The following is a 14,983-nucleotide window of genomic DNA, read 5'->3' as shown; positions in this document are numbered from 1 at the left end:
CGCTTTACATCCTAATAATGTAAAGCGGGGTGTTTTTGTTTTATTTAATATTCCTATTTTCTGTGATATTTATCTGTTCGTCAATGCTCGGGTCGAATCGGTCGTTGTATAGGTGGCAGACGGCTTAAATGTCAAGACTGTCCAAACGGGACTGATCGGATTACTTTTCGTCTTTCTTGTTATCGAGTAGCTGTGATAATTCTTCCTCCACTTCCTCGATACTTGGCAAGGCGGATTTCAGATTTTCGGGAATGGCTTTGCTTAGCTGGTAGTCGCTTACTCCTATGGGCTGTGCATAGCCCGTCAAGGCATATTGTGCTACTACTTCATCCTTGCCTTTGCAGAGCAACAATCCTATTGTCTTGTTGTCGTTTTCACCTCTCAACTGGTCGTCTACGATGTTAATGTAGAAATTCAATTGCCCTGCATATTCTGGCTTGAATGGAGTAGCCTTTAATTCTACGACTATATAGGCGTGGAGTTTTATGGAGTATAGGATAAGGTCTGCATAAAAATCGCTATCCCCGACTTGGAAATGTTTCTGTTTGGCTACAAAGGCGAAGCCGTTCCCCATTTCCAATAGATACCTTGTGACGTGTTCTACAAGCTGTTTTTCAATATCTCTTTCATCTGCCAGTTCTTTTGTACCTGCTACATCGAATATATACGGGTCTTTCAGCAAATAGTTGGCTAAGTCACTTTGAGGAGCGGGCAAGGTCTTTGTAAAGTTGTTGACTTTCTGTGTTTCTATCTGCCGTTTGAACAGATTAGTCTCAATCTGTATCTTTAATACGTTGCTGCTCCATCCGTTTTCAACGGACTGTTTCATGTACCAATATTTGTTTCCTAAGGGTAATGAGCTATCCAATAGTATCACATGACTGGTCCAGTTTATTTTTGAAATGGGGGAACAAACAAAATCCTTTTCAATATCATCAATGGATGTTTGCAGCATTGCGGAGATTGTCTTGTCTATCTTTTGAATTTGCGCAAGAGGCTCTTGCGTAAATTCTTTTGATTGAAATATATTTGTCTGAAATTGCGCAAGAGGTTCTTGCGTAATTGGTAAACAGTTCAGTTCATCAGTCAAGGATAGCATATTGGGGATTGTTGGCGTTCCTAATACCTTGTCACAAGAAAGCATTCTTTGTAATATCTCTAGTGGGTATGTTCGGGCAAACTGACACATATAGGTAAGGCTTCTCGCTGAATATCCTTTCTTTTCGGGATAGTGCATCTTGATAGCCTTTGAAATCTGACTTATGACTTTTCCGCCCCAACCTAATCTTTTTTGGTGGTATAGAATGAAGTTCCCCAATTTCCAATAGTGGAACAGCATTTGTGCATTGGCTGCAACAATCAATTTCACTTGTGCATGTTCTATCTCAAAGCCTATTGCATGAATGAGGGCTTCAAAGTCTTTTCTTTCTATGGGATGGTTTGAACTTTCCATTTCTTTTATTTAATTGAATGATAAGGCAAAGGTAATTAAAATATCACAATTGATTGAATTTGTTCATGGCAATAGAATTTACCCCTGTTACAAAACTGTAGCAAGGGTAAGTTTTTTAGTATATGGCTTTTGGATAGCCTCTTTTTATTATGGAGTCATAAATGAAGCACTCCCACCTCGCGAACCATTTATTTTTATATCCGTGTCAGGCAATAATCTTTTGATACGTTCTATCCCTTCTTTAGTAATCTTTCCATATAAATTCAACGATCCGATTTTTATTTTTGATATTTCGTCCGGTATATCAATTGTATCGATAAACTGAATATCCAACCTTTTTATTTCTTTGAGCTCCAACAGTACAGCCGGAAATTCTTTTACTCTGATATTGATGCCACTTCCCCAACCATCCTTTTGAGCATCAGCACTTAATTTACTTTTTAATCCCTCCTTATTAACGTCTTTCTTCCTGACCATCCAACCAATTTGCGGTCGCAGGGCAAAAGTTTTTTTGTTTTGCTCTAATCCAATGAAGCCTGCCCAAAATTCTAATGGAGTTTCTTTGACGGCATTGCCATATACTTCCAGATACTTTACGTCTACCTTCACTATCTCATCAGGGAGGCAATTCCTGCCTTCCAGCTGTTTCAGATTATTTCTTTTCCCTTCCTTATCGTAAGGGAAAAATTTCACGATCCATCCATCGATAATGTTTGGGGCTCCGTATCGTTTTTGTGAATGATATTTAAACATGTTGCGCCAAAAGTCCTTATTAACTTCTCCTTTGGATGCTTTGACAAATTCTTCTAAAAGAGGTTCTAGTTCTGAAATCCACCAATCGAGTTTGTATTCTTTCAAGCCTCTGGCTTTGTGCAGTAGTTTTTCCCAGTCCTCCGGTGTTCCTTCGAGAGTTATTTCAGGTATTCCACAGACAATGCGTATGATTATAAACTCAAAGTAAGGTTTTACAGCTTCCATGATTGTTATTTCGGAAGCAACTTTCTCTAAAGAGGTAGTCGTTGAAAAATTGCAGGTGAGCAGTTCGGTCAGATGATTACCGGCGTATTGGGATATTTGTTCTGTAAATTGTGGAAAGATTTTCTCCCATGAAAGAGTAGGGTCCTCCAATTTTTTGTCTTCTCTTACAATTAAGGATAGTTTGCCGGAGAAATCAACAAGCTCATTTCTCATAGATTCCTGATTGCCATTGATATGGCGTGCAAATCCCTGGCTGATTAATAGCCAAATCATATCCGGGGATAATACAAATGGCCTGTGATCCGCATAAGCCTGATACATACCGTTGAAAAAAGAATTAGGACCAAAAGAAACGAGACTGTCGGGAGATTCGCTCTTTGCAATGATATGATAAGGAACCTTGATATTCTTCTTTTTTATCTCATAAGGCTCTATGTTCATATCTGATAATATAAGACTTTCGTAAATTTCATTCGGGGAGTGTAGATGAAGTAATTCTTCAGGCTTTGAAAGCTTTTCGACCTTAAAAGTGATTCCATTTTGAGCGAATGTGGAAACACTGCAAAATATGAATAAGCAAAATAATGTGTTTTTCATAATCTTAAAGAGTTGTATGGTGGCACAAACTTATTAACTACCTCTATATTTTGAATAGACGATATGCAAATATAACAATATAAGAAATAGACTTAATGAAGTCTTGAATATTTTTATTATCATAATTACGTATTGTCGTTTATTTATTCGTATGTTTGAATAGATAGGTTTAGTAAATAAAGAAATAATAATTGTTCAATGAAAAATATATTGTTACTTATCCTTGTCTGCTTAGGTAATATGTGGACATTGAAAGCACAGGAACATCCTGTCATTTATGCTTCTGCATCAGATAAAGCGACTATTCTGCAAAAAATAGCTGATGAAGAATGGGCGAAAGAAGCGTTTACTAAAATACGCGGAAACGTTGAGAAATATGCAGATCGCCATACTGCGGATCCTCAATGGATTATTTCACGTCTTGCTATGTATTGGAAAGAGGGTGAACGCTATACTCAATGCTATTTAAAAAATCAGAATTGGGATAGAGGGGAAGGAGATGCACCTGTTCCTACAGTTCGTATGCCGGGTATGCGTACTTGGAATAAATATTATAATGTTCCTTTAGAAGACAGGCAACCATATAATGAAACGGGAGATATGCTTGGACTTAATAGACAAAATCCTTCAGCTCCCCCTGTACTAGTGTCATATAAAGAGAGTGGCCATATGGTGCGTGGCAACAATGTAGAAATACTGACTCTTGCCGAGAATGCGGCATTTGTTTACTGGGTGACAGGAGAAGAGAAATTTGCACGCTTTGCGGCGGATATTTTTAATACATGGTTGATAGGGACTTATTATATGAATCCCATTCTCGATCCTGAAAAATCGACAGGAGGTACCGGAGGTTGGGAACCGGGAGGAATTTGCGGATATTATGATTATGAACAGATACATGACGATCTTGCTTTACACGCCGCTACTGTATATGATTTTCTTTACGATTATCTGAACGCTAATCCTCATGTTCATCTAAAAGAAATAGGAAAAGAAACTAAAGAAGTTGCAGGAGTTGTTTTTAAACGTTTTATTGATATTGGTTTTATTCGCGGTGGAAAATCAGGTAACTGGAATGTGAATGGTTGGAATATGATATTACGTCCAATTCTTGTGCTGGAAGAGAATGAAGCATATCCGGATGGGAAAGGAAAAGATTATTATCTGCATTATTTGACGAATGAGTCGACAATATATCATGATGCTATTCCGGATATGGTTAAGACGTATGATCCGGTGACTGGTTTATGGCCAGAATCGCCCGGATATTCTTTCGGAACAATTCAAATGTTATTGGATTGGGCTATATTGTTGAAGCGTTCGGGGATAGATGTTATTGCTGATAATCCGATTTTGCAGAAAGCGGCAATGGCGGTTTTTCCCTGGATGGATGATGCAGCCAATATGGTTGTATTTGGAGATTCACGTGGAGGCAGTGCAAATTTTCTTACGTTTGAGAATTTGTTGACATATTATACACAAACCGCTAACAAAAAAGGCATTGAATCTACTGCTGCCGCTTTAAATAAAGGACTTTCATTGGGGAAATACAACCGTTCAAATGCCGGTTGGACAGGTATCTGTACTTATGCTCCTACTATTCCGGTAGTAAAATCAGAGACAAGTGAAAGGACTTCCTATTCTCCGCATCACCGTTTCATTACAATGAAGAATTGGACTGGCCCGTTTAAAATGATGGCTGCGCTTTATGGTGGAACAGATGGATATCATTTGACAGCAAATGGATTAGCCCTACAATTATATGGTTATGGATATGCTTTGGCACCGGATGCTGCCGCTTATGAGTCTTATTGGAGCAAGGATCATGTCTATCATCAGTCTCCTGTAGGAGCTAATACTATACTTCCCGGCTATTCAGAAGGGAAAATTGTTATTGAAGCGATGGAGCCGATGGTAGAATCCGGGAAATTTGTGAATGAGAAGGCACTCACCCCATTCTTGAATTTTGCAGATATATCGGCAGGAGAGAAAAGAAGAACCGTTGCCTTAGTCCGTACGTCTGATTCAGACGGCTATTACATTGATATTTTCCGTTCGGATTTGAATGATAATGATTATCTGTTCCATAATGTTGGAACAAATCTGGAAGTGTTGATGTGCGCGGAAATATTCTTCCATTTAATCAACAGGATAAATTTGAGAGAACGTATCATGCTGGTTATAAATGGTTTACTAATATACGAAAAACTGAATATGCCCGGAATTTTATAGCGAGTTGGACGATGCCCGAAAATATAACAGCCCGTTTATGGATGACAGGAGAAAAGGGGCGTCAGATTTATAAGGTAGACGCTCCGGCTACTACCCTAAATAAAGGATTGACTCCGGGGAATGTGTCTATGCCACCTTCTGTAACACCTACCTTGATTGTTCGTCAGGAAGATAATAATGCAAAAGCTCACCCGTTTGTTTCAGTTTATGAAGCCTATAAAGGCGATACTCCTCACGTTAAACAAGTTACGGCTATGTCAGTTGGGGAAAACTGTGCAGGAGTAAAAGTGCTGACAGGAAATAAAAGAGAAGATTATGTATTCAGTGCAACAGATTCACAAGTGTATTCATTGGCTTCACGTACATTTTTTAGTGGGACATTCGGCTTGATAAGTGAGGTGGGTGGAAAAATATACTCCATGTATTTAGGAAAAGGACGACTTCTCCAAAAAGGAAATTACTCATTAGAAGCGGAACAGAATGTTTATGCAACAATTTATCAGGTAGACGGAAATTGGTTTTATTCTGCTACAGGGCCAGTGAAGGTAAAAATTGGAAAGATGGAGAGAATCTTGGACGAAGGATATAATAAACTACTAAATATTAAATAATAATTTATAAGATTGTAATGGATAAGAAGAACTTTTTTGTGACACTAGCGGCAGCGGCTCTATTTGCAGTTCCTGTTTTTTCACAAACAATTGACGTAAAAGGAGATGCTGAACCATTCACTCATTATTGGAGTGTCGGAGTTGGAGCAGGTCGTGCAAATGAAGGTTTGCGTGCCGGATGGTTGGAGCATTTGAAATTAGTGAAAGACTATTGTGGATTTCAATATGTACGTATGCACGGTTTGTTTGGTGATGACATGTTTGTCTATTTCAAGAAACCGGATGGGCGAGTGGTCTATAACTGGCAATATATAGATGAAGTTTACGATCGTATGTTGGCTTTGGGGGTAAAACCTTTTGTAGAATTATCATTTTTCCCGAAAGACATTGCAGCAAAAGATAGCAAGCAACAAATGTGGTATCAGAATAATGTATCTGTGGACCGCAATAACTTTGATAAATGGCATAATTTGGTAAAGGAGTTTACACAACATGTTGTTGACAGATATGGCATCGATGAAGTTTTAACCTGGTATTTTGAAGTATGGAACGAGCCGAATCTGAATCTGAACCCGAAAGCCGGTTTTTTTGACGGGACAAAAAGTGATTACTTTCGTATGTACAAAGAGTCTGTTAAGGCTATAAAATCTATAGATAAAAGACTGAAAGTAGGGGGGCCTGCAACCAGTAATTTTATAGCAGATAATCGTCATGATGGTGAAATAATGGATCATAAAAAGTCTGTTTTCTATTCACAGGATATAATAAATACCAAACAATGGAAAGGTGTATGGATTGAAGATTTTCTTCGTTTTTGTGAAAAGGAAAATCTGCCGGTTGATTTTATTTCAACTCATCCGTATCCCACAGATTATGCTTTAGATCCGGATACGGGACGTAGTAAGGATGCTATTCGCTATGTACATTCTCTGCATGATGATATAACATGGCTGCGTCAGCAGATTGCGAGCAGTAAATATCCTGATGCGGAAGTTCACCTGACCGAGTGGAGTACAAGTCCTAATAGTCGTGACCGTATGCATGATGTTCTGCCGCCGGCAGCTTATATCTTGAAAACCAACTTGGATTGTTTGGGGATGGCCAATTCGTTGATGTACTGGACATTCACAGATGTATTTGAAGAAAAAGGCGGTGGTGAGGAAATTTTTCATGGCGGTTTTGGAATGATTAATTTCCAAGGGTTGGTGAAACCTTCTTTTCATGCTTATCGTATGTTGCACCAATTAGGCGATGAGAAACTGTATTATAAAGATCCGTTGTTTGTGAGCCGTTCTTCCCGAACAGGCAAAATATCGGCTGTAGCCTTTAATTATCCGTCAGAATACGAAGAAGCCGTGCCTTCGGCTGCGAATTTTAACAATTACATGCAAGCATCATCTAAAAAAGTGGATATAGCATTGAAAGGATTAAAACCGGGCACTGCTTTTGAAATTGAAATATTGGATAAGGATCATGGTAATGTGTATGATGATTACTTGAAAATTGGTGCTCCACATTCGCCCGGTTACAAAGAAATCGATTATTTGAGGCAGGCTGCTTGGAATACAGATAAACAGATTATTAAGGTGAATTCAGAAGGCACTTTTGTTTGGAAGTCTGAATTGGCTCCGTGGAGTTGCGTGTTAATTCGTGAACTATAAAAATGAAAAGAATGCCCGAATATGAAAAAACGATTATCCTTAAAAATAGAATATTAAAACAATCAAGAGAGGGCATGATTACCACTCCCTATTAAGCGGAGCGGAAAAACTCTGCTAATCTTGAACAGGATATTCTCGTTTTTTATTATTTTGCGTATTTATTGGTTAAATTGAAATGTCTTTTGCTTTTTAATAAGTTGAAAGTATGGCTAAGTATTGAATGAACAATCATTATGATACTTTTATTATGTTGGTGTTAATACTATAGCTAGAGAGAAAACAAGCTCTCAATGCCTCTTTTTTATGTTCCCCGGTGGCAATCGATGTGTTCCTCGGTGTCGGTCAAGTCGACCGGCACCGAGGAACACATCGATTGTTTTAAACCAACGGATGCTTTATGAGTGCAAAAAGTGCATATTTGTTCTGACCTTATGCAATAAAATTTTTTATTTATGTATATTAATGCGATGATTTATACAGTTTATTCTTTGATTTATTATTTCTAGAACAATCAGTTTTCTACAAAATCTTAAAAAACGAACATCAGGAAAGAAGCTTGACCGATGTTTCCTGCATTGTATAGATTCTTGTTGACAATAAGGGGTGATAGGAAGCATCCCTTGTTGACAACCGGCTTTATTTTTTCAATGTTATATACTTATTGAACGAAATAATAATGTATATTTGCAGGGAACAGAATGTGAAAAGGATGAAAAACATACTCATTGTATTATTTATTATATTGCTAAATATACTTAATCCACAATATCTGTTGGCGATAGACTTGAAGTTTAACCGTTTGACAGCCGAGAATGGTTTACCTTACAGCACGGCTAATGTGATGCTTCAAGATGATAATGGATTTCTATGGATTGGTACTCATACAGGCTTGTGCCGTTACGACGGGATTAATACGGAGATCTATTCAGAGTTTGAAAACAGGCAGGTTCGATCTTTGGAAGAAACGGAAGGAAATTGGTTATGGGTTGGTATGGAGAATGGGCTTGCCCGTATTAACCTGAAAACACGTAAGATGGAATCTATTCTTTGTGAGGGGAAAAAGGAACTTCAAAGGGTTAGTACTATCCATTGGGGAAAAGACGAAAAGGTGTATGTAGCTGCTATTGATGGGCTTTTTGTCTATGACAAAGGTATATTGACACATGTGATTGCTGATGAAGGACAAGTGTTCTCTATATTGGAGAATACTCTTACTGACTATTGGTTGCTTACTGAAAAAGCATTGCTAAACCTAGATACCAAGACCGGGAAAGTTACGAGGTATGCCTGGCCGTTGAAATTCAACCCATTTTTTCTGGCTTCTCTAAATTCGCATAAAAACGTTCTTTATATTTCTGCCGAATACAATTCAATGTTACGATTTGATATGAAGAATCGCCGATTTATGAATGAGTTTGCAATAGAGGATAAGAAAAGAACCTATCCGTTGATTATTGATGGTGGACAACTATTTGTAAATACAACGTGGGGGATAGAGGTGCTCTCATGTACTACGAACCGGTTGCAATATACGATTGTAGCTGATGATGATATGAAAAACGGGCTCCGGTCTAACCAGTTCTATTCTATGTATAAGAAAGGAACTACTTTGTGGCTGGGTATTTTTTCCGGGGGAATCGCTTATTCACAGATTGAAAATGATGCCTTTAATGTTTATCGGCTTCCTGGCACGGATTTTACTACTTTCAATCGTCAGGTGCGTTCTTTTTGCATTGTCTCGGATGATATAAAATTAATAGGAACAAGAAATGGATTATTGTTGGTTTCTGAAAAGGAAAAACGTGTTCAGACTTTCACCACTCAAGATTATCCGGCATTACTCTCTAATTCTATTTTATTTATTCAACCATTCGGTGGGGACGATTATTTGATTGGTACAACAAAAGGGCTTGTCCTTTATTCTTTGAAAAAGAATTCTTTCAGGATTTTCTCTGAAGAAAATGTATATAAAGGAACACAGTTTTATTCTTGTTTATCAGATGAAGAGGGGATATGGTTAGCTACATCTGAAAAGGTGCTTTATTATAATATGCATACGAATCAGACGGATATATACCCGCTGGATACTAATAAATATCCGGGATGTTCTGCTTTGTCTTTGTGTTTCGACTCCCGTAATCGTTTATGGATAGGAACCTCTGAAGGTGTTTTTTTATTGGATAAGGTTACTCATAAAATAACGGATACCTTTGAGGGAAAGGATAAATTGAAGAATATATCTAAAGCACAGATTAATAATATATCCAGAAGTAAGAATGGAAAGATGTTCATTTGTACCGATCGGATGGGGCTGATTGTTTTGAATGAGCGGGGATCGGAGATTGATATTTATTCAGAAGATAATATTTTGCCACATAATACAGTTTATAGCGTTTATGAAGATGAGCAGAATGTGTGGTGGATTGCCACAATGAAAGGGATTCTGCGTTATAATCGGGTGACTAATAAAAAACAGTTGTATGATTTATCAGCCGGGATACCTGGTGGGGTATGTCGCTCATTTTGTAAAGATAGTCAAAACAGATATTGGTGGGCTAATGAAATGGGATTGGTTGTTTGTGATCCTTATCAGTTGTCACAAGCTGTATTGTGTGATTTGCCACGTATTAGTTCTGTTAAGGTTGCAGGGAAGCGGCAACAATTGTTGGAAGATCAGGAACAAGGTCTTGTAACTCCGGCTTATGCAAAATCAATGGTATTACCTGCGTTTCAGAACAATCTGGAATTATGTTTCTCCATGCATACCTATCTAGGGGCATTGGATTCTTATCAATACATACTGGAGGGATTTGATGAAAAATGGAAATATAATATAGAGAATAACTGTTTGTCCTATACTGATTTGCCGGCAGGGAAATATCTATTGAGAGTTCGTGGACAAGGAAATTCTGATTATGAAACTCAATTGGAAATTATTGTAGAATATCCATGGTATGTTACGTATGGTATCGTTGCTATAGTTGTCATAATTGTGTTATTGGGTATCGGGTGGAAATATTGGCGGAGAAAAGTGGCGATAGTAGAAATGAAACAGGATACTGACGATGAATTGTTAAATACGGCGGCGTATAGACCTAAAACTCCAAGATCCAGTCAGGAAAAGTTGGATCGCCTGTATGAACAACTTATTCATTATTTTGAAACAGAAAAACCATATTTGAATAAACAATTGAAAAGTGCGGATATTGCCGCGGCGTTATCCTGTTCTATTTCTTCTTTATCAGAATGTCTTTCTTTTAAATTGAATACTAACTTTTCCGATTTTGTTGCCCATTATCGAGTGGAAGCTTTTGTTCAAAAGCAAAAACAGGAGGATATTTCTTTATATACATTAATGTCTATTGCAGAATCTTGTGGGTTCAATTCAAAGTCTTCTTTCTTCCGGTTGTTTAAAAAGCAAATGGGATGTACTCCATTAGAGTATATTCAGAAGCAAGATCATGACAGAGTATCAAAACAATGATTTGGGACTTTGCTTTTAACTATTTATACTGTTGATATATAGATCTTTATCTGTTTGTTGTCTTTCTTCCTTGCTTTGATACCTAACGCTCCCAAATTTATGCTTTTAAGTGGGTTCAACAGTTTATATTTGCATTCGTAATCATAACCAAAAGTTTATATTATGGAGAATGTAACTGATAGATCCCAGAGTATTATTATAGATTCATACATTGAATATTATTCTCGTGTGGTGGATTTTATAACGTATCGAATTAACAATCGTTGTGATGCGGAGGATTTGGCACAAGATGTATTTATACGTCTGATGGAATATAAACAAATACTTTGTGAGGATACTGTAAAACATTTCATTTATACCATTTCCCGTAATATTGTAACTGACTATCTTCGCCGTTATTATAAAGCAAGAGAGATCAGTAGCTATCTCTATGATGAGACTTCTTCTGCTTGTACGAATGAAACGGAAGAAACTGTCTTGGCCAATGACATTTCTTCATTGGAGAAGAAAAAAATGGCAACCTTTCCGAGGCAACGAAAACAAATTTATTATTTGACGCGCTTTAAAGGGCTTTCGTCAGTAGAAATTGCTACTCGTCTGAATGTCGGGAAGCGAACGGTAGAATGTCATTTATTTATGGCAAGGAAAGAGATGCGTACATATTTGCAACAGTGTATATAAAAAAGAGATAATAAACGATATAGTGTTAATTTTAAATTGGAATTTATGGAAAATGATTTTCTTAGATTCTCACCGAAAAGAGTTTTATATTCTGTGGTGATGGCATCCACGTTATGGGTCGGAAGTCCTCAATTGGTATTTTCGGAGGTGAGAGATGTTCAGGCTATTCTACAATCTGGTTTCGTAAAGGGGCAAGTAGTAGATGAGAAGGGTGAACCTATTATTGGGGCTAGTATTTCAGTGAAGGGAACGACCAATGGAGTAATTACTGATATGGATGGTAATTTTACATTGAATAATATTTCTGGAGGGGTGTTGATCATTTCGTATGTGGGTTTTCAAACACAAGAAGTGAATATAACAGGAAAGCCACTGAAAATTGTTTTGAGAGAAGACTCCGAGATGCTGGATGAGATTGTAGTTGTTGGGTATGGAGTTCAAAAGAAAGCGACTCTTTCCGGGTCTGTAACCCAAGTAAAAGGAGATGAAGTACTTGCCGGAAAATCTACGCAGAGTGTGGCTTCTGCACTGCAGGGGACCATTCCCGGGCTGACAATAACGCGTACTTCTTCTCGTCCGGGAAATGAAGGTACTTCGATAACATTACGTGGGGGTATCTCTGTGAATGATGATGCCAATAAACCAATGATCATTATTGATGGGGTAGAAGCTTACGAATGGGAACTTTCGCAAATTAATCCCAATGATGTTGAAAGCATATCTGTATTGAAAGATGCAGCCGCTGCAATTTATGGTACTAAAGCTGCCGGTGGTGTTATGCTGGTGACAACTAAGCGTGGACAAGAAGGAAAAATCAAAGTCACTTATTCGGGAAGTGTACATGCTAATATTGTAGGAAAACGTTATCCGGTCGCTAATGGGCAAGAATGGGCACAAATGCATAATATGGCTGTGGAGAATGACTATAAATATGGTGCAGATCATACGTACGGTTGGAAGTTAGGTTGGTCGGAAGAAGCGTGGCGTTCTCTTGCAAATGGTGAATATATTGAAGGTATGGTAAATGGTGCCTATAAGGTATTGGACCCTTATGCTGACCAGTTTGATGCTGTTTATGGAACAACATGGGGGCAATCACATAACGTGATGGTCAGGGGAGGTAATGATAGAGTGAAGGTTATGACTTCATTAGGATATGCTAATGACCGATCTTTAATAGACGTGGCGTATGATGGACAGAAAAAATATAATTTTCGTACGAATCTTGATTATAAAATTAATGATATTGTGAAGACGGAGTTCAATGTCTCTTATGATAAACGGAATACCAGTAGCCCGCAACAAGGTGTGGGACATGGTTTGCAAGATATGTATTTATTCCCGATATATAATGAATATGGTCAATTTTATGATACTTTTGGGAATAATAATCTTGTGGCTAAAATGGTTGAAGGAGGGCGTAATAACAATACGGAAGAAATCATGCGTTTAGGAGGTAAACTGACTTTAGACCTCAATAAATATGTTAAGGGACTGTCTTTACAAACTTCTGCCAACTTTCGTATCCGACATCATAAAAAAATAGAGCGTCAGACTCATGTTACTCTTTATGACTGGGCGGGTGAAACGACCTCTATTGACGGTTATCCTGATTATTCCCAAGGATCAGGTTCTATTCATTATCAATCGTCAGATGATGATTGCTGGGTAAAAAACACTTTAGAAGAAACCTTTTACCAAACTTACAATGCTTTGTTGAATTATAATCGTTCATTTGGTAGTCATAACGTATCACTAATGGCGGGTTTGACCGGTGAAAAAACAGGATATGAGAAATACTACCAATATCGTAAAGGTATTGCCAATGACGAACTGGATGATATTAATTTGGGAGATGTTACTACTGCTGAAGCTACTGGAGGCAGAAATGAGGTAGGAATGATTTCTTGGATTGGCCGATTGAACTATGATTATAAGGGAATTTATCTGTTAGAAGGTTTGTTCCGTCGTGATGGATCTTCCAGATTTTCAAAGAATAATCGTTGGGCTAATTTTTATGGTCTTTCAGCTGGCATACGTTTCTCTGAATTTGAGTTTGTAAAGAATTGGAATGTATTTGATAATTTAAAGTTGCGTGGCTCTTACGGTGAAACCGGTTCACAAGGAGGTATTGGCCAATATGATTATTATTCAACAATTAGTAAAGGGAATACAGTATTCGGATTTGACGGTACAAAAGTGAACACGGCATGGATTTCTTCTATGACTTCAGAAGATAGAACCTGGGAACGTGTCTCTACTACTAATGTTGCGGTTGATTTTGCCGTACTTAATAATCGTCTTAGCGGTACATTTGAATATTATATCCGTAAGAATAATGATATGTTGATTGATATCACTTATCCTAAGACATTGGGGGCAACGGCTCCAAAAACAAATTCCGGAGGTTATCGTGCTAATGGTTGGGAGCTACAGTTGAATTGGAATGATCGGATAGGAAGAGATTTCAGTTATAGTGTCGGATTAAGTTTGTCCGATGCGCGTACTAAAGTAACTAGTTATGAAGGCGCCGCTGCTATCACTTATGGTAAAAATAAAATAGTAGAAGGAAAACCAATTAATTCAATTTATGTATTCAAGACTAATGGGTATTTGCAGAATGAAGAAGAAGTCACTGCTTATTATGGAACGATTAATGGAACAGGTACATTGGCTCCTACTCAAAATAGTAATAATCAGTTACGTCCCGGATGCGTGAGAAAAGTTGACTTGGATGAAAATGGAGCGATTACTACGGATGACCTCTATTATTATGGTGACTCTAATCCACACTATCAGTTTGGAATTAGTTTGGGAGCAAAATATAAAGGGTTTGATTTTTCGGCATTCATTCAGGGAGTTGGTAAACAGAATCTTATTCGCGAAGGTAATATGCGTGGTCCTTTCGTTAGTTGGTGGATGAATCAAAATAAAACCTATCTTGATAATACATGGACAGAAGGAAATACTGATGCCCGTTTTCCTTTGCTGTCATTTAATGGTTCTGTAAATGATTGGAATTATAGTCAATATAACGATATCAATGTGATGAATGTTTGGTATGCTCGTTTAAAGAATGTGGCATTGGGGTATACGCTGCCTAAGACATGGATGAAAAAAATAGGGGTGGAAAATCTACGCTTGTATATATCGGCAGATAATCTGTTTGAATTGACACATGTAGATGATAAATTTGACCCTGAAGCACAGGCTTCAACGGGACAGGGCAAGATTGATTGTTATGCACGTACGATTTCTTTTGGTATTGATCTCACATTTTAAAAAG

6 protein-coding genes and 1 pseudogene are annotated in these 14,983 nt (G+C 37.7%); 5 read left to right on the top strand and 2 right to left on the bottom strand.

The genetic code is table 11. From position 1 onward, the window contains the following. Nucleotides 1–160: 160 nt before the first annotated feature. Complete coding sequence (locus DXA05_RS07115; RefSeq protein WP_015532501.1) at nt 161–1,453, bottom strand: PDDEXK nuclease domain-containing protein; 1,293 nt, start codon at nt 1,451–1,453, stop codon at nt 161–163. Nucleotides 1,454–1,600: 147 nt separating this feature from the next. After that, nucleotides 1,601–3,028 carry a DUF4419 domain-containing protein gene (locus tag DXA05_RS07110; RefSeq protein WP_128858974.1) on the bottom strand — a complete coding sequence of 476 codons (1,428 nt, stop codon included), beginning with the start codon at nt 3,026–3,028 and terminating at the stop codon, nt 1,601–1,603. 198 nt (nt 3,029–3,226) lie between these two features. On the opposite strand from DXA05_RS07110, the pseudogene DXA05_RS07105 reads away from it, so the two are divergent. From DXA05_RS07105 to DXA05_RS07085, 5 genes and pseudogenes are all read left to right on the top strand, one after another. Next, nucleotides 3,227–5,871: pseudogene (locus DXA05_RS07105) on the top strand (hypothetical protein). 17 nt (nt 5,872–5,888) lie between these two features. Then, nucleotides 5,889–7,532 (top strand): glycoside hydrolase, encoded by a 1,644-nt coding sequence (locus DXA05_RS07100; RefSeq protein WP_118408037.1) that lies wholly within the window; start codon nt 5,889–5,891, stop codon nt 7,530–7,532. 709 nt (nt 7,533–8,241) lie between these two features. Continuing rightward, the gene (locus DXA05_RS07095; protein ID WP_165861481.1) at nt 8,242–11,016 is read left to right on the top strand and encodes a two-component regulator propeller domain-containing protein; all 2,775 of its coding nucleotides are present in this window, start codon (nt 8,242–8,244) and stop codon (nt 11,014–11,016) included. Nucleotides 11,017–11,178: 162 nt separating this feature from the next. Continuing rightward, nucleotides 11,179–11,697: a sigma-70 family RNA polymerase sigma factor gene (locus DXA05_RS07090; RefSeq protein ID WP_128858972.1), complete on the top strand. Its 519-nt coding sequence runs from the start codon at nt 11,179–11,181 to the stop codon at nt 11,695–11,697. Nucleotides 11,698–11,742: 45 nt separating this feature from the next. Then, nucleotides 11,743–14,979 (top strand): TonB-dependent receptor, encoded by a 3,237-nt coding sequence (locus DXA05_RS07085; RefSeq protein ID WP_128858971.1) that lies wholly within the window; start codon nt 11,743–11,745, stop codon nt 14,977–14,979. Nucleotides 14,980–14,983: the final 4 nt, after the last annotated feature.

Origin of the sequence: Bacteroides sp. AM54-2NS (genome assembly GCF_003602935.1) — a bacterium.
Classification (GTDB): domain Bacteria; phylum Bacteroidota; class Bacteroidia; order Bacteroidales; family Bacteroidaceae; genus Bacteroides; species Bacteroides xylanisolvens.
The sequence above is the reverse complement of the archived record's forward strand: the minus strand, read 5'-3'. Positions and strand labels throughout refer to the sequence as shown.